This window comes from Mycolicibacterium canariasense, assembly GCF_002101555.1.
Taxonomy (GTDB): Bacteria; Actinomycetota; Actinomycetes; order Mycobacteriales; family Mycobacteriaceae; genus Mycobacterium; species Mycobacterium canariasense.
Genome location: NZ_LQOL01000042.1, coordinates 16,648 through 31,766, shown reverse-complemented (window position 1 = coordinate 31,766; position 15,119 = coordinate 16,648). Strand labels below are relative to the sequence as shown.

14 protein-coding genes and 1 pseudogene are annotated in these 15,119 nt (G+C 65.2%); 11 read left to right on the top strand and 4 right to left on the bottom strand.

The window, feature by feature from the left end; translation table 11 throughout:
• The first annotated feature begins 11 nt into the window (after positions 1-11).
• From AWB94_RS09525 to AWB94_RS09515, 3 genes are all read left to right on the top strand, one after another.
• On the top strand, positions 12-1,355 hold the full coding sequence (locus AWB94_RS09525; RefSeq protein WP_062655106.1) for an APC family permease: 1,344 nt from the start codon (positions 12-14) through the stop codon (positions 1,353-1,355).
• A gap of 76 nt (positions 1,356-1,431) precedes the next feature.
• Entirely contained in the window at positions 1,432-1,710 is a 279-nt protein-coding gene (locus AWB94_RS09520; RefSeq protein ID WP_062655069.1) for a hypothetical protein, read from the top strand.
• 15 nt (positions 1,711-1,725) lie between these two features.
• Entirely contained in the window at positions 1,726-2,052 is a 327-nt protein-coding gene (locus tag AWB94_RS09515; RefSeq protein WP_062655068.1) for a heme-binding protein, read from the top strand.
• 88 nt (positions 2,053-2,140) lie between these two features.
• Here AWB94_RS09515 and AWB94_RS09510 read toward each other — a convergent pair whose 3' ends face one another.
• Positions 2,141-2,545, bottom strand: a complete 405-nt coding sequence (locus AWB94_RS09510; RefSeq protein ID WP_062655067.1) for an organic hydroperoxide resistance protein — start codon at positions 2,543-2,545, stop codon at positions 2,141-2,143.
• A 114-nt stretch (positions 2,546-2,659) separates the two neighbouring features.
• On the opposite strand from AWB94_RS09510, the gene AWB94_RS09505 reads away from it, so the two are divergent.
• Positions 2,660-3,121: a MarR family winged helix-turn-helix transcriptional regulator gene (locus AWB94_RS09505; RefSeq protein ID WP_062655066.1), complete on the top strand. Its 462-nt coding sequence runs from the start codon at positions 2,660-2,662 to the stop codon at positions 3,119-3,121.
• Between the two features lie 4 nt (positions 3,122-3,125).
• Here the strand turns inward: AWB94_RS09505 and AWB94_RS09500 are convergent, their stop codons facing one another.
• The gene (locus AWB94_RS09500; protein WP_062655065.1) at positions 3,126-4,151 is read right to left on the bottom strand and encodes an alcohol dehydrogenase catalytic domain-containing protein; all 1,026 of its coding nucleotides are present in this window, start codon (positions 4,149-4,151) and stop codon (positions 3,126-3,128) included.
• 3 nt (positions 4,152-4,154) lie between these two features.
• Complete coding sequence (locus AWB94_RS09495; RefSeq protein ID WP_062655064.1) at positions 4,155-6,065, bottom strand: flavin-containing monooxygenase; 1,911 nt, start codon at positions 6,063-6,065, stop codon at positions 4,155-4,157.
• A 190-nt stretch (positions 6,066-6,255) separates the two neighbouring features.
• On the opposite strand from AWB94_RS09495, the gene AWB94_RS09490 reads away from it, so the two are divergent.
• The 7 genes and pseudogenes from AWB94_RS09490 (at position 6,256) to AWB94_RS09460 (ending at position 14,222) form a co-directional block, all read left to right on the top strand.
• The gene (locus tag AWB94_RS09490) at positions 6,256-7,533 is read left to right on the top strand and encodes a PucR family transcriptional regulator (protein ID WP_062655063.1); all 1,278 of its coding nucleotides are present in this window, start codon (positions 6,256-6,258) and stop codon (positions 7,531-7,533) included.
• A 161-nt stretch (positions 7,534-7,694) separates the two neighbouring features.
• Positions 7,695-9,236 carry a carotenoid oxygenase family protein gene (locus AWB94_RS09485; RefSeq protein ID WP_084394986.1) on the top strand — a complete coding sequence of 514 codons (1,542 nt, stop codon included), beginning with the start codon at positions 7,695-7,697 and terminating at the stop codon, positions 9,234-9,236.
• 184 nt (positions 9,237-9,420) lie between these two features.
• Positions 9,421-9,871 (top strand): annotated as a pseudogene (locus AWB94_RS09480) (acyl-CoA dehydrogenase family protein); the annotation flags it as partial.
• Between the two features lie 407 nt (positions 9,872-10,278).
• Entirely contained in the window at positions 10,279-11,538 is a 1,260-nt protein-coding gene (locus AWB94_RS09475; RefSeq protein ID WP_084394985.1) for a PE-PPE domain-containing protein, read from the top strand.
• A 196-nt stretch (positions 11,539-11,734) separates the two neighbouring features.
• Positions 11,735-12,397 (top strand): TetR/AcrR family transcriptional regulator, encoded by a 663-nt coding sequence (locus AWB94_RS09470; RefSeq protein ID WP_307188145.1) that lies wholly within the window; start codon positions 11,735-11,737, stop codon positions 12,395-12,397.
• Positions 12,398-12,991: 594 nt separating this feature from the next.
• Entirely contained in the window at positions 12,992-13,666 is a 675-nt protein-coding gene (locus AWB94_RS09465; protein ID WP_062655058.1) for a Crp/Fnr family transcriptional regulator, read from the top strand.
• A 7-nt stretch (positions 13,667-13,673) separates the two neighbouring features.
• Positions 13,674-14,222, top strand: coding sequence for an alpha/beta hydrolase fold domain-containing protein (locus AWB94_RS09460; RefSeq protein WP_084394984.1), 549 nt, complete (start codon positions 13,674-13,676; stop codon positions 14,220-14,222).
• 198 nt (positions 14,223-14,420) lie between these two features.
• On the opposite strand, the gene AWB94_RS09455 is transcribed toward AWB94_RS09460, so the two are convergent.
• Entirely contained in the window at positions 14,421-15,053 is a 633-nt protein-coding gene (locus AWB94_RS09455) for a TetR/AcrR family transcriptional regulator (RefSeq protein WP_062655056.1), read from the bottom strand.
• Positions 15,054-15,119: the final 66 nt, after the last annotated feature.

Genomic DNA, 15,119 nt, shown 5'->3' with positions numbered 1-15,119 from the left:
AAGGCACCAAGATGTCCGAGACGCTCCCCGAAACCGAAGGCAACCTGAAACGGGTACTCGGACTGCCGTCGCTGGTCCTGTTCGGGCTGGTGTACATGGTGCCGCTGACGGTATTCACCACCTACGGCATCGTCACCGAGACCACGGGAGGCCGGCTGTCGGTGGCCTACCTGGTGACGCTGGTTGCCATGGTGTTCACGGCCCGTTCCTATGCGCGGATGTCCGTCGCCTACCCGGTCGCCGGGTCGGCGTACACCTACACCCAGAAGTCGTTCGGTGCGCCCATCGGCTTCCTGGCCGGGTGGTCGCTGCTGCTGGACTACCTGTTCCTGCCGATGCTCAACTACCTCGTCATCGGCATCTACCTGAACGCCGCCCTGCCTGCCGTCCCGCAGTGGCTGATCGTGGTGATCACCATCGCCATCGTGACGGTGCTCAACGTCGTGGGCATCGTGTCCGTCGACCGGGCCAACTTCCTGATCATCGGGATCCAGGCCGTCTTCATCGCGGTGTTCGTCATCATGGCCTTCGTCGCCATCTCGCGTTCCGGCACCGTCGATGTGATGGCCCCGTTGAGTGGTGACGGCTCGGCCGGTGGCCTCAGCCCGATCCTGGCCGGCGCGGCGATCCTGTGCCTGTCCTTCCTCGGTTTCGATGCCGTGTCAACACTTTCCGAGGAGGCAAAAGACCCGAAGCGCAGCGTCCCGCGCGCCATCATGATCGCCACCATCGCCTCCGGCGTGATCTTCTTCCTGCTGTCCTACGTCTCGCAACTGGTGTACCCATCCAACCAGTTCGCCGATGTCGACTCAGGCTCCCTGGAGGTCATGACCACCGCGGGAGGCCAGTTCCTGAACTCCTTCTTCACCGCCGCCTACGTCGCCGGCGCGCTCGGGTCGGCCATCACCTCCCAGGCATCGGTGGCCCGCATCCTGTACGCCATGGGGCGCGACGGGATCTTGGCCCGCAAGGTGTTCGGTCACGTCTCACCGCGTTTCAGCACACCGGTCTACGCCATCGCCTTCGTGTCGGTCATCTCGCTGGCCGCCGTCTTCGTCGACCTGGCACTACTGGCCTCGGTCGTCAGTTTCGGTGCCCTGGTGGCCTTCTCGGTGGTCAACCTCTCGGTCATCAAGCACTACTTCGTGGACCTGAAGCACCGCCATGGCGCCCAGCTGATCGGTAGCCTGCTGTTGCCGTTGATCGGTTTTGCCCTGACGGTGTGGCTGTGGACCAGTCTGTCCGGAACGGCCCTGGTCGTCGGGTTGATTTGGCTGGCTATCGGATTCGTCTGGCTGCTGGTTGTCACCCGCGGGTTCTCCCGGCCGACGCCGACGCTGGATCTGCAGGAGTAAGACGGCGAAACCGCCCGCCCCGCACCGGCTGCGAGCCTATTCTCGGCACAGGCACAGCCGAAGGGAGCGTGCGCCCATGCGAAGACGCTATCGCTACGCGGCGGCGGCGCTGATCGCCCCGTTGGGCATCGCGCTGCCCCCGGCGGCATCCGCCGATTGCACCAACGCAAACGGCACGACGGTCTGCGCCCAGGGCAGTGTCCGCGGCCCGGATGGCGGCACCGGAGCCGGGTACACCGGCCCCTATGTTCCGTACCCGTGTGAGTACGACTGGTTGTGCGACGACGGGCTGTCCATTGCCATCGACCCGCCCGACCGGCCGTGGCGTCCGGGTGGTGGTATCGGTCCACGATAGTGGTGAAGGAGTGACGTGAACGTGTGGAAGCGAACGCTATGTATCGCAGCGGCGGGCGCGACCGTCCTCGTCGGCACCGCCGCGCCCGCCCTGGCAGATCCACCGCCGAACTGCACGGCCGCCGACCTGGCCGGCATCACGGCGGGGGTCAGCGCGTCGACATCGGCCTACCTGTTCACCCATCCCGATGTGAATGAGTTCTTCACCGGGCTCAAGGGACAGGATCGTGATGTCAAACGTGAGCGGGTGCGGGCGTATCTCGATGCGAACCCACAGGTGCAGGCCGATTTTCAGGGTATTCGGCAGCCCCTGCAGGACTTTCGGGACCGTTGCCGGGGCTGAGATGCCAACCGCCGGCTACGGGAAATCAGTAGCCGGCGGTCGGTTTCCCGTCGCTTCGCTCGCCCGGGCCCCGGGGTCGGCGGGCTAATCAGACGAGGGTGACGGTGACCGGGATGTTGCCGCGGGTCGCCTTGGAGTAGGGGCATACCTCGTGCGCGGCGTCGATGATCTTCTGTGCGACTTCACGGTCGACGCCGGGGATGGTGACGTTGAGCCGGGCCTGGAGTGAGAAGGCGCCGTCGGTGTTGACCAGATCGACCTCGGCGTCCACGGCGGTGTCGGCGGGGAGCTTCACGTCGTGCTGGCCCGCGGTCAGGCCCATCGCGCTGAGGTAGCAGGCCGACCAGCCGGCGGCGAACAGCTGTTCGGGGTTGGTGCCGGTGCCGTTGGCTCCCGGCGGTGTGAGCTGGATATCGAGGTTTCCGTCCGAGCTGTAGGACTCGCCTTGTCGGCCACCGGTGGTGTGAGTCTGGGCGGTGTAGAGGACGGACATGGTGGGGCTCCCTTGCGTTGGTGTGGCCGTTACGGCTACTGGAACGACCGGTTGCACCCGATCATTCCCATCCGATTAAATCGGATCCGATTATTTTTCGGGTAGGGTGGTTCCATGTCACCAGATGTGCCGAAGCTGGCCGACTTCATGTGCTTCGCGGTTTACTCGGCCAACCTTGCCTATGGCAGGGCGTACAAGCCGATCCTGGACAAGCTCGGCGTCACCTACACCCAGTACATAGCGATCGTCGCGCTGTGGGAGGAGGACCACCAGACCGTCCGGCAGTTGGGCGAGAAGCTGTTCCTGGAATCCAACACGTTGACGCCCATCTTGAAAAAGCTGGAATCGGTCGGCCTGGTGACCCGGGCCCGCGATCCGCGCGATGAGCGTCAGGTGGTGGTCAGTCTCACCGAGGCCGGGCGTGCGCTGCGAGCCAACGGGGCCGAGATGGACCTGGTCGCCGCGACCGGATTGAGTCTCGATGAACTGCGTACGCTGCAGCGCGGTGTCGCGACGTTGCGGGACAACCTGCGCAGGCACGTCGAGAACACTCACGTCGAGAACACTGCGGAGTGACCGGCTACGGGTGCAGGCGGACCTTCACGTGCTCGCCCGAGCGGGACATGGCGGCGGCATAACCGTCGCCCGCGCGGTCCAATGGCAGTGTGGTGGTGAAGATTCCGCTGATGTCCAGGCGACCGGCCTGGAGCAGGGGGATCAGTTCGGGCCAGGTCTGTTGCACCGGCGCGGTGGTCAAGCGGATGGTCAGGCTGCGGATGAGGCAGGCCAGCGCTGGCAGCGGATACGGCTGCAGATCGTGGACGCCGACGATCGACACCGTGCCGCCGGTGCGTACGGTGCCGATGGCGTCGTTGATAGAGGTGTCGGTGCCCACCGCATCGATCACCGAATCGGCCCCGAGTCCGTCGGTGTACTCGCGCACGGACTGTCCGGCCGGCGGATCCACCGGCACCGCACCGCGGGTCGCCGCCCACGCCCGGCGCGTGGGCACCGGGTCGACGGCGAAAACCGTTGCGGCGCCGAGAGCGAAGGCGCTCTGCACAGCGCACATGCCGACGGGTCCCAGTCCGATCACCGTCACCGTGCCACCGATCGGGATGTCGGCGCGTTTGGCTGCCGCCCAGCCGGTGGCCAGATTGTCGGTGAGCAGCAGTGCCTGCTCGGTGTCGATCGCATCAGGCAGAGCCAGCAACTGGAAATCGGCGCCGGGCACGGCCAGCAGTTCGGCCTGGGCGCCGCCCAGCGCTCCGGAACCGAAGATGTGTGGGCCACCGAGACACCGAATCGGGTCGCGGGTGGCGCATCCGCTGCAGTGGCCGCAGCCGGCGACCGAGGACACCAACACCTGATCGCCGACCTCCACACGGTGTACGTCCGAGCCGATCTCGACGACGGTGCCCACCGCCTCATGGCCGAGCGCGACCGGCTCGACGATGGGGTAGTGGCCCTCCAGGAAGTGCAGGTCCGATCCGCAGATGCCGGTGGCGCTCACCTCGATGATGGCGCCGTCCGGTCCGGGTAACGTCGGGTCGGGATGGTCCACGACGTGGATCTGGCCCACACCGTCGACGACGACCGCACGCATACGTCAATCCTCCTGATAGTCGAACCAGATGGGTTCGGCTACGGCGTAACGGTATTCGGACAACCGCCACGGGCTCACGGTGTGGATCTCGCCGTCGGCATTCTTGAAGTATGAGTGCTTGACCGACGGGTGCGCCCACACGGTCTTGCGGATCGCCTCTTGGGATTTCGCGTGCCATGCCGCGGTGGGCTCGGGCAGCGGCTCGATGGTGTGCAGCCCGGCCGTGACGAGGTGCTCCAGGCACCGGTTGATATAGCGCATCTGCAACTCGGAGTTCATGATCAGGCTGCCGCCGTGCGCCAGGTGGGTACCGGGGCCATAGGTCATGAAGAAGTTGGGGAAGCCGGGCACGGTGATACCACGGTAGGCGTACGGCCGGGACCCCCACACGGTGTGCAGGTCCGCGCCGCCGCGGCCGGTGACGGTCATCGGGAACAACACGTCGCTGGCACGAAAACCGGTGGCGTACACGATGATATCTACGTCATGTTGGTTTCCGTCGGCTGTTCGGATCCCGGTGGGGGTGATCCTTTCGATCGGCGTGCGGACCAAGTCGACATTGTCGCGTTTGAGGGTGGCCAGCCAGCTGCCGTTGTCCTGCAGCGTGCGTTTGCCGGTGGCTGGATAGTCGGGCAGCACCTTGGCGAGTAGGTCGGGATCGTCGCCAACCTGCGTGGTGATCCAGTCGGTGAACATGATGCGGGCGATGGCGTTGATCTCGCTGACCGCGTTGGCTTGGTCGGCGTAGTTCGGATCCACCCGCGCGGCCTCGAGGCCCTTGTCGGCACCCGGCCACAGCAGCAGGAATCGGTACCATCGGCCGTAAAACGGCAAGTGCTGCATGGCCCAGCGGACCCCGTCGGGAACCCGATCGTGATACATCGGATTGGGGAACATCCACTGTGCGGTGCGCTGGAACACCGTCAGGTGTGCCACCCGATCGGCGATGGCGGGGCCGATCTGGAAGCCGCTGGCCCCCGCGCCGACGAGGGCGACGCGCTTGCCGGTGACGTCGACGCCGTGGTCCCATCGCGCGGAATGGAAGGCGGGCCCGGCGAAGGTGTCGGCACCGGGGAAGTCGGGAACATGCGGTCGGTTGAGCTGACCGACCGCGGTGATGACGGCGTCGGCCCGCAACGTCTCGGTACCGTGCGCAGTACGCGCCGTCACCTGCCATTGGCCGTCGGCCCATGCCGCCGACAGCACCTCGGCGTTCCATCGGATGTGCGGCCGCAGGCCGTGCCGCTCGACCACGTCGCAGAAGTATCGGCGCAGTTCGGGCTGTTCGGCGAAGAAGTGGTCCCAGTGATTGCTGGGTTCGAAGCTGTAGCAGTAGAGGTGGTTGGCGACGTCGACACGGGCCCCGGGATAACTGTTCTCCCACCACGTTCCGCCGGGTCCGGCGTTCTTCTCCACGATGGTGAACGGAATACCCGCCTGCTTGAGCCGTACGCCGGCCAGCACCCCGGATTCTCCGCAGCCGATGACGACGACGTGGAAGTCATCGACGTCGGTGAGTGGCTTCGGCCGGCGGGGGTCGGTGCCTTGCAGGTCGAGTTCCTCGAGGACCAGCGGCACGTTGTCCTCGTCGACGTGTTCGCAGGCCGCCCAATCGAGCATCTCGCGCACCAGATCGTCGGGTAACGGGTCGGGGATGGGGCAGCCACGGTCGCGGTAGTCGGTGATGATCGGCAACGCGACGGCGCGGGCCCGGGCCTTGTCCTCCTCGCTCATGAAGCCCTGGACTTCGTTGAGGAACACGCCGGCCTGTTCGAAGTCCCGGATATAGGACGGATCGCCGGTGAGGTGCACCAGCGAGAGCAACAGGGTGGGAATGCTGACGTCTTCCAGTGCCGCGGCGATCTGGGCGTCTGGGGTGTCAAACGGCTGTCCGGCATGGAAACTGCGCGTCACGCCCAGTTACGCTACGTGGCGTAGCGATATGGGGCAAGGATGGGTTGGTCCAGTTCCACCCGCTGCTGCTCAGGCAGGCCGGGCAGTCGTGAACGCGCGCGGTTGCGTGCGCATGGTCTGCGTATCAAGAAGCTCGTCCTTAGAGGCTCGCGTCACACACGTGAACAGGTCGGCAACTTATCGTTGTGGGGTGACCCGCGGGGCGGACGGCCATGGTGACTGGATCCGGGCTCTGCACGCCGACGTCTGCGGTGTGCAGCGATCCCACGCGCCGCGAGCCGCGGCGGCCGCGGTGCCGGTGTTGGGCGAGCCGCTGACGGCCTGGGGTATCGAACTGGCTGCCCGGGTGCATGACAAGGTTCGTGTCGAGTTGCCCGACGCCAACCTGTCTGCAGGAGGCTACGCATCGGCGGCGGTCGAGGCGTCGGTATTGGCACTGCTCACCGGACTGGTGACAGGCCGGGCATTCGCTACGCCCGCGGAGGCACGAGACCATGTGCGGTGGTCGGCGCGCCAAGGTATGGCGTTGGACACGGTCTTACGGGTCATCTGGCAGTCGCACACCGGTGCACAGGACCAACTGGTGGACGCCATGACCAAGGCCGTCCCTGCAGAACAGCTGGCCTACGAGGTCAAGCGGGTGTCCTCGAGGCTGCTGGAGACGGTGACCACGATGGTCGGTGATCTCAGCGTGGTGTTCGAGCACGAACGCACAGCGTGGGGCAGGCATCGCTCGGCCACCATCCGCCATCACATCGACTGCCTGGTCGAGACCGGACAGCTAAGGGCCGGCGCCGAAGCCGAACTCGGTATTCGACTCGGCGATCACCATGTGGCGGCTTTGCTGTGGCCGGTGGGCGCCGCGATCGACCGCGGCTGGACCGCCGATATCCCGGCCTGGGGCGAGATGGTCCGCGGAAAGCTCAATGCCGCAACCACTCTGGTGATGCCGCTGACGAACGGTTCCACCGAGGTGGTCTGGTCGAGCGCTTTGGCGCCACAGACCGCACAGCTCACTCACATCACGCCTCCGGCCGATATCGCCGTGGCGTTCGGTGTCTGTGCTCCGGGTGCCGCCGGCCTTCGGGACGCTGTCGTGGAGGCCAGGTGGATCGCCGATGCGCTGCGCACCAGCACCAGCACCCGCGTGTGGACCTATGACCAGCACGGCGTGCTCGCCCTGATGGCAACCGATCCCGACGCCTGTCGCCGCTTCGTCCGCCATACTCTTGCTGGTCTGTCGGGCGGCTCGCCGCGGATGCAGCTGATGCGCGAAACACTGCTGGCTTATCTGGATCACCAGGGCAGCCGTAACGCCGCGGCCCAGCAACTGAATATCGCCGCCACCACCGTTGCCTACCGGGTGCGTCAGGCCCAGCAGTTGCTCGGCCCGCACGCCACCGACAACCGCACCGCACTCATCGTGGCGCTGATGCTCGCGATCCACTACCCGCAACTTGCCGAATAGCAGACTCGTAATCTGTCGTCGAACAACAAACTCCGCCGCGAACTTTATCGTCACAACAGGAGAAATCGCCCTCAGTGATCGGCACACTCGATTGCATGGTTACCCAACGCGGCGACCACGGCATCCAGTCGACAACCAGACGGAAGACCAGGAGTACATCGATGATCACTCCCCAGAACACACCGCCCACCCAGGTCGTTCCGCACCCGCAGGCCCCTCAACGCCATGCCGCCGACGTCGACTGGGACACCACCAACATGTTCCTCAACGGCCCGTTTGCACCATGGCACGAGGAAACTGAGGCATTCGACCTACCAGTGGTCGGCAAGCTGCCCGACGACTTGGCCGGGGCACTGTTCCGCGTCGTGGGCAATCCGCGATTCCGCCCCCTGGACCTCGACCGCTACCACTGGTGGGAGGGCGACGGCGGAGTAGCCGGCTGCTACATCCGCGACGGCAGAGCAGCACTGCGGATGCGCTGGGTCATGACCGAGACCATGAAGATCGAAGTGGAAGCCGGCGAAGCCATCTACAGCGGCTTTGTCAACGGGTCTTCCATACACAAGCCACTGCCTGCCGGAGCTCCACCTGCCAAGAATGTGGCCAACACCAATGTCGGGCTCTTCGCCGACCACCTACTCGTCTATTACGAAGGCGGCCTTCCCTATTCGCTGAACCCGGAGAACCTGCACACCTACGGCGAGTTCGACTTCAGCGGCGGCATCGACGTACTGTGCACCGCACACTACAAAATCGACCCTCACACCGGCGACATGCTGTTCTTCGCGGCCGTCGGCAACAACCTGACCTGGTATCAGGCCGACGTCAAAACGGCCAAGATCGTCGACGCGTACACCTTCGACATGGGCTGTCCGGCCATGGTCCACGACTACGTTACGAGCGAGCACCACGCCATCTTTCTGATCTCACCCGCCCAGTTCCGCCGCGACCGAATCGAACAAGGCCGCCCGGGGGTGCTCTGGGACGAAGGAGCAGTACCGAGCGGTAGCCGGTTCGCCGTCCTGGACCGGCGAACCCATCAGCTGCGCTGGTACGACACGGGGCTGATGCTCGCCCCGACACACTTCTTCAATGCATACGAAACGCAGACCGGAATCACCGTCGACCTTCACGTCATCTCTCGACTGGGCAACCCTGCCGAACACCCCGACGACGCGGTGAATTCGCATCTGTGGTTCCCGCCGGCCATGGCCTGGCGATTCCGCCTCGATAACGCCACCGGTCGATGCTCCCAGGAAATGCTCAGCGGCGTCGCAGGCGAGTTCCCCAAGATCAACGACGCCTGGGCCGGCCGAGTCAACCGCTACGGCTACTTCGTCACCACCCGCGCCCTGTCGCCGCAGACCATGAGCGACGGTCTGGCCCGCCACGACTTCACCACCGGGCAAACCATCGTCATCGAAGGACCCGATGGCCTGACCAGTCCAAGCGAACCGGTATTCGTCCAACGCCGCGGCGCCACCACCGAAAACGACGGCTACCTACTGTCGATATGGTGGGATCCCGCCACGGGTCTGTCCGAAGTGCTGGTCCACGAAACCACACTGTTCACCCGCGAACCATTGGCGCGAATCAAACTCCCCGTGCGGATTCCGTTCTCATTCCACGGCTCGTGGGCCAACGCCGAGGAACTCGACGCAGCGATCGCTGCATCCAAGCGCACCGATATCAGCGGTCGGTGAGATCGACTGACGTCAACCGCCCCTGCGCATGCCACTCACGTAGACGCTTCTTGTCGTACTTGCCCGTGGACGTACGAGGAAGCTGATCGACGAACGCCCACCGCTCCGGGATCCACCAGCGGGCGACCTTGTGACGCAGGAAATCAACAGACCGTCCCGCGACCCGATTGGCACCCTTACTGGCGACCGGGCGGTATTGGCACAGCGGCCCGCGACCACGATCGCCTGTGACAGCCTGGGCCTGGCCGAGGCGATGCTGAGCGCGACGGTCGACCATGTGTGTGTGCGTCACCAGTTCGGCACGGCGATCGGCTCCTTCCAGGCCGTCAAACCAGACCGTCAACCACGCGTGCGCCGACATGTTGGTGCGGCTCTCGGTGAGCCGCCGGCTGGTCGCCGCTGCTGTCGAGGCGGTCGCCGACGGCAGCCCCGAAGCCCGGCGGGTGGTTTCGATGGCCAAATCACATGCCACCGAAGCCGCGGTGGCAGTGGCCGGTAAGGCCATGCAGCTGCACGGGGGGATCGGCTACCCGTGGGAGGGCGGCATCCACCGCTACCTCAAACGCGCGATGCTCAACCGCGCACTGTTCGGCGGTCCCGCGGCACATCGCCGTCTGATCTCCGAGGCATATTGATTCCGCCGAGTGAGCTGTCGGTACACGACGCGCCGCTCAGCGCTGCACAGGGACGTGCGCTGGTGCGACACAAGAGAGGTCCTTGGGTGCCCCGATCACGGATCTACGTCGCGACGTCGATAGCTGGCGGCGTGGATTGTCCACGCGCCGAGTCGAGCGGCCACCTACCGGCGGTCCTATGTCACGTTTGCGCTCCGATGTGATCTTTGACTGTGCGAGGGGCGCCACCGGGGGCGTTTCGATACGTTCTCCTCACTGCGAGCTGTTACACGGCCCGGTGTGCGAGGCGTCTTCTGAGCAATGTTTTTGTCGGGCAACCCGTTTCATGAGAGCAAGTCCTCCTTCAGGCTGAAAGGTTCGTCGTGGGTGCTGCCAAGAGTGTCACCGCTGCGAGTGTTCTGACCCTCATGGCAGTCATGGTTGCGGTCCAGCCCGCCGCGCGGGCCGCCCAACCCGCCACATCTGATGCTGCGGCGTTCTACCTCGGGGGAACGTGTTTGTGTGCCACTGTGCCGACCGCGCAACAGGCACTTGGGCTCGGTGACGGCTATCTGAGCGGCGCCGGACAGATCACCGGGATCGGCTACCCCGCCGGTCTGCTGTTTGCGCTCGATTCCGCCATCGGTGTCAACGGGGTGAACGCTCATCTCGAGGCGATACCCGACGGTGTCACCATCACCCTGGCCGGGGTCAGCCAGGGGGCGATTGTGCTCAATTACGTGAAACAGTCTCTGGCTTTGCGCATCACGCCGCAGCGCGCCACCACAGAGCTGTCCTTCGTGACATTCGGGGATCCGATGAATTCCACCGGCGGCATCGTCGCTCGTAACCCCCTGCTGTGGCTGTCGGTACCGCCGGGGCTGCTACCGACGCCGTATGCCACCACCGAAATCGTGCGAGAGTATGACGGTCTGGCCGACTGGCCAACCCGTCCCACCGCGCTTTCCGCCATCAACGCGGTGATGGGTGTCGCCTTTGTGCACCCTGATTACGGTGACGCCGCCGATCCCACCACGCCGGGCACCGTGAAAACCGTCAGCACCAACGCGGCCGGTGGTGTCACCACGCACTACCTCGTCCCCACCGCCGATCTTCCGGTAACCCAGCCGCTACGCGACATCGGCTTGGACACCAGCGCATTGGACCGCTGGCTACGGCCCCAGATCGACGCCAGTTATGACCGTCGGCCGGCGGTGTCCACGTCATCGAGCGGTGTTGCCGACGCCGTCACCTCCGATGCGACGGCATCGCCGGCGACTGCCCGTACAACTGCAGCCGAGGAACCTGCCGCATCGCCACCGACTTCGAAAGCCGAACCACCACAATCGAAGATATCGCCTGTCGGCAGGATCAGAACGGCGCTCGGTCTGGACGCCAACCCCACGCCGGATCGCCCGACGCGCACGCGGCGCGCGCCCAACCCGAGCCCCCTCGCCGCTGCGGTACGTGCCTTGACACCACCACCGCTGCGCCACCGCGTCCGGGCCGACGTCGCCGCCGAAGCGCCTTCGACGACGGCGTCATCATCGGCAACATCGGCGGCTGGCGCGCCGGACACCGGCACGGTGGAAGCACCGTCGAAGAAATCCACCACCGACCGATCAGATTCGCGTGCGTCCGATGACCCGCAGCCGCGGCAGCGGAAAACACCACGGACAGCCGGCTGACCCACCCGCGGCGCGAAGGCCCGGTGACGGGTCAGCACCGCAGCTTCGGGTGGCGGAAGCGGTCGCGCTGCACGCGGCAGATCCGAGGCCGTGCCCACGTGCGATTGTGCCCGGCGGATATGCCGACGCGGTCGCGGCGCTGCGATACGATCGGCGGGTCTAGGGGGCTGCGGGGCGCCCGATTCGAGCAGCATCGATGCGCGTCAGGAGTGCTATGCGCACCCGTGGGTGGTCTGGCAACGTTCCAACGACCGATGGCGAAGCACGAGCGCGGATTCTGGCCGCAACACGCGGTGTCATCGACATCAAAGGGGACCAGACCACGATTGCCGATGTCGCTCGCGTTCTCGGAGTGACGCGGCAGACGATCTACCACTACTTTCCCAGTACCGACGAGCTGCTGGGGGCTGTGGCCATGGACGCTTCCTGGGCGTTTGCCGGCAACCTGGTGACGGCGCTGCGCGGTGTCGGTGATCCAGCCGAGGCGATCGTGGAAGGTCTGATGCTGGCGCTGGAGCGGCTGCCGCAGGATCCCTACATCGGAGTGTTACTCAACGCCCAGCACGTTGCGGCGTTTGCCGCCATTCCGGGAAGCGTTCTCGCCCAGAACCAGACCCGCGGCGTTCTGGAACGTCTCGACGTCGACTGGTCGGGGTTCAGCTCCGCCGCGCTCGACGACATCGTCCAACTGACACTACGTATGTTGCAGTCCTTCATCTTGTCCCCGGTGCAGCCGGGCGTCGAGTTGCGTCGACTTGTGCATCGGTGGGTCGGTCCGGTGATCGCCGAGGCCCAGCGGGCATCGCGCCCGCGGGCGCGCCGCCAACGCCGCACCCCGGTAGCCCCCGACGCACCCTAAAGACGCGCCGCGCCGAAGACTGCGGGCGCGCATTGCGGACATACAGCCACGAACGCTGACCAGTGCCCAATCACCCACGCCTGCCACTCGGCTACGTCTGGTGCGTTATCGGCCGGCGCCGGACGCAAACACCACCCGCAGTGCGTGTCGATCGATGAGTCCACAGTGACCTTGTCCTTTCCATTTGCCGGGTGGAGGAGTTGTGCGCTCGTCATGGTCATGAGCCTCGCGTGGCCTCGGCTGCCAAGGGGTGTCGAGCGAAACGCGGCGCCGGTGCAGCCTGACGGCGTCGGCGGTGTCATACAGATGCACACTAATGTATGACCACATCACGACGATGGGAATGAGGCCGTGATCGCATGTCACCAGCGCGCGATGACTGGCACCGAGGAGGTCGTCGCCAAAATGGATGGAGCGATGATCAATTAGAGCGCGACGGATAGCGGTCGACGTCGCGGCGGGTGGTTTGGCGTCAAGGCTGCCAGGCTGTCCACCAGTGACAGGTCATACGCAGCAGAAGAACCGTATGATCTGCCTGAGGGGTGTGTTGGCACGCAGACCGGTTATCTGCGTCCGGGGTTGGGGAGGAGAGTGATGCACGAGGCTCTCGGTCGTGCTGGCCTCTTCAGAGGCGTTGCGCCGGAAGCGGTTGAGGCCGTGACCCGGAAGATGCAATGGGCCTCCTTTGCGCGCGGCGAGGCGGTGTTCACTGCGGGAGAGCCTGGTGACTGTCTTCACGTCATCGTGTCGGGCCGGGTGAAGGTCGGGCGACGCATCGCTGATGGTCGCGAGGTGTTGCTGGCGGTCATGGGTCCCTCGGACATGTTCGGCGAGCTGTCCATCTTCGATCCCGGTCCGCGTACGTCCACGGTGACCGCCTTGACCGAACTGCACACCGCGGTGATGGACAGGCCCGGATTCGCAGAGTGGCTCGAAGACTGCCCGCAGATCGCCGAGCAGCTGCTGCAGGTGCTGGCGCGGCGACTGCGGCGCACCAACGACACCATGTCCGATCTCATCTTCACCGACGTGCCCGGCCGTACCGCCAAACAGCTCCTGCAACTGGCTGACAGATTCGGACAAACCGAGCGCAACGCGGTGCGGCTTGATCACGGACTCACCCAGGTGGAACTCGCCCAGCTGATCGGCGCATCCCGAGAAACGGTCAACAAGGCGTTGTCCGACTTCGCTGCCCGCGGATGGCTGCGGATGCAAGAAAAATCGATCCTGATCGATCAGCCCGCCAAACTGGCGAAGCGAGCACGGTGAGGGCGCGATGCAGCCGACGCCGGCCGAGCCGCGCCATCGTGATCACTCGATTCACGGTGCGTACGGCTTCGAGCAAGTGGTTCACCACCGTCGCGAGCCGTACGAAAGGGTCGGCCGTCGCAGAAAGGCGGCATTGCTACACCTGCGGGCCTGGGGTGGAACTGGTCGAGGCCGCTGCTGCCAGCATCCGATGGTGGACGATCACGCCTGCGACCAACCAGGCATGGACAACCCGAAGTATCGAATGTGGAACCTGCGCACCAATCGGCTGGTGTGGAAGGCCTACCTCAGCGGCGGTGCAAACCCGGACATCGCCGTTCCCGCGCGCCGCGCCGACCTGTCGGGGCTTGCGCCTGCGTGGCTCGGTGTCGGAACCCTGGATCCCCTCTTTACCGAGGGCATAGAGTACGCGCGTCGGCTCGTCGAGTTCGGCGTGCCTTGTGACGTGGATACGGTGCGGGGTGCGTTTCACGGATTCGACGCGGTGGCACCTTCGGCACCCGTGTCGCGAGCATTCTTCGAACGCCAATGCGAAGTCTTGCAGCAGTATTTGTGACGTGAATCGTGAGTCACTCGGCCGCTCAAGGTGATGCGGTTTCCCTCGCGAACACTGCCCGGTGGGCGTGCCCCTCGCCAAGGCTGCGGCAGGCAACAACACCGACGAATTCGCTTGCGGCCGAGCAGAAGTTCTCCTGCGGTGCTGCGCAGTAGTTTCGGGAAAGCCGCTCCAGGTGGAGAGCCAACTGAGGTCTGTTCAATCCGCAGTTTGCAAGTAGGCGACCAGCGCGTTGGTCAACCCGCGACGCGCAACATCGAGGTCAGCATAGGAACCGAGTTGGCGTTCGGAGACCAGTCCGCGCATCGCGCCCGGAATCAAGGTAGCGACCTCACGGACGCGCTCCGGATCGGCGCCGAGATCCTCAAAAGCGTTGCGGCAGATCTCCAGCCACGACTGACCCCAGGAATACAGCTCAGCCGCGGTCTGCGGGTACAACCGCTCCAGTTCTGACGGATCGCGGGGCAGAGCGGCGCGCAAGTTCTCGATGGCCCGCGAATCAGGAGAATCGAGGCCCTCATAGAGCGTGTCGATGATACTGGCGACGCGCTTGCGCAACTGGGTGTCGGAACCCAGCGATGCGAACACATCAGCCCTCCGTTGAGCGGTTCGGTGAAGTACGGCAGCCCAGAAGCCGTCGGCGTCGCCGAATTGATACTGCACCGCACCCCACGTCGCGCCGATGTCCTTGGCTATCCGGTTGGCGGACACCGATCCGGGGTCGCCGGAGGCCAGCGATTTCAACGCGGCCTCCAACATGTTCTCGCGGGTCGCCTGCCCGCGCCGATTCGGGCGCCGCGCCGGCATCGAGGCCTCGGCCGTATCGGTCATCAACCGAGGATAGCGCGGCTCAAAGAGAATCATAAAGGGCACTATGCAACTTTCATTGATTGTTCT

Bases quoted from the DNA above. Each gene is read 5' to 3' on its own strand.
- AWB94_RS09505 (WP_062655066.1), top strand. From the start codon at position 2,660: ATGTCACCAGATGTGCCGAAGCTGGCCGACTTCATGTGCTTCGCGGTT.
- AWB94_RS09460 (WP_084394984.1), top strand. From the start codon at position 13,674: ATGCAGCCGACGCCGGCCGAGCCGCGCCATCGTGATCACTCGATTCAC.
- AWB94_RS09470 (WP_307188145.1), top strand. From the start codon at position 11,735: ATGCGCGTCAGGAGTGCTATGCGCACCCGTGGGTGGTCTGGCAACGTT.
- AWB94_RS09485 (WP_084394986.1), top strand. From the start codon at position 7,695: ATGATCACTCCCCAGAACACACCGCCCACCCAGGTCGTTCCGCACCCG.
- AWB94_RS09510 (WP_062655067.1), bottom strand. From the start codon at position 2,545: ATGTCCGTCCTCTACACCGCCCAGACTCACACCACCGGTGGCCGACAA.
- AWB94_RS09520 (WP_062655069.1), top strand. From the start codon at position 1,432: ATGCGAAGACGCTATCGCTACGCGGCGGCGGCGCTGATCGCCCCGTTG.
- AWB94_RS09500 (WP_062655065.1), bottom strand. From the start codon at position 4,151: ATGCGTGCGGTCGTCGTCGACGGTGTGGGCCAGATCCACGTCGTGGAC.
- AWB94_RS09525 (WP_062655106.1), top strand. From the start codon at position 12: ATGTCCGAGACGCTCCCCGAAACCGAAGGCAACCTGAAACGGGTACTC.
- AWB94_RS09475 (WP_084394985.1), top strand. From the start codon at position 10,279: ATGGCAGTCATGGTTGCGGTCCAGCCCGCCGCGCGGGCCGCCCAACCC.
- AWB94_RS09455 (WP_062655056.1), bottom strand. From the start codon at position 15,053: ATGACCGATACGGCCGAGGCCTCGATGCCGGCGCGGCGCCCGAATCGG.
- AWB94_RS09465 (WP_062655058.1), top strand. From the start codon at position 12,992: ATGCACGAGGCTCTCGGTCGTGCTGGCCTCTTCAGAGGCGTTGCGCCG.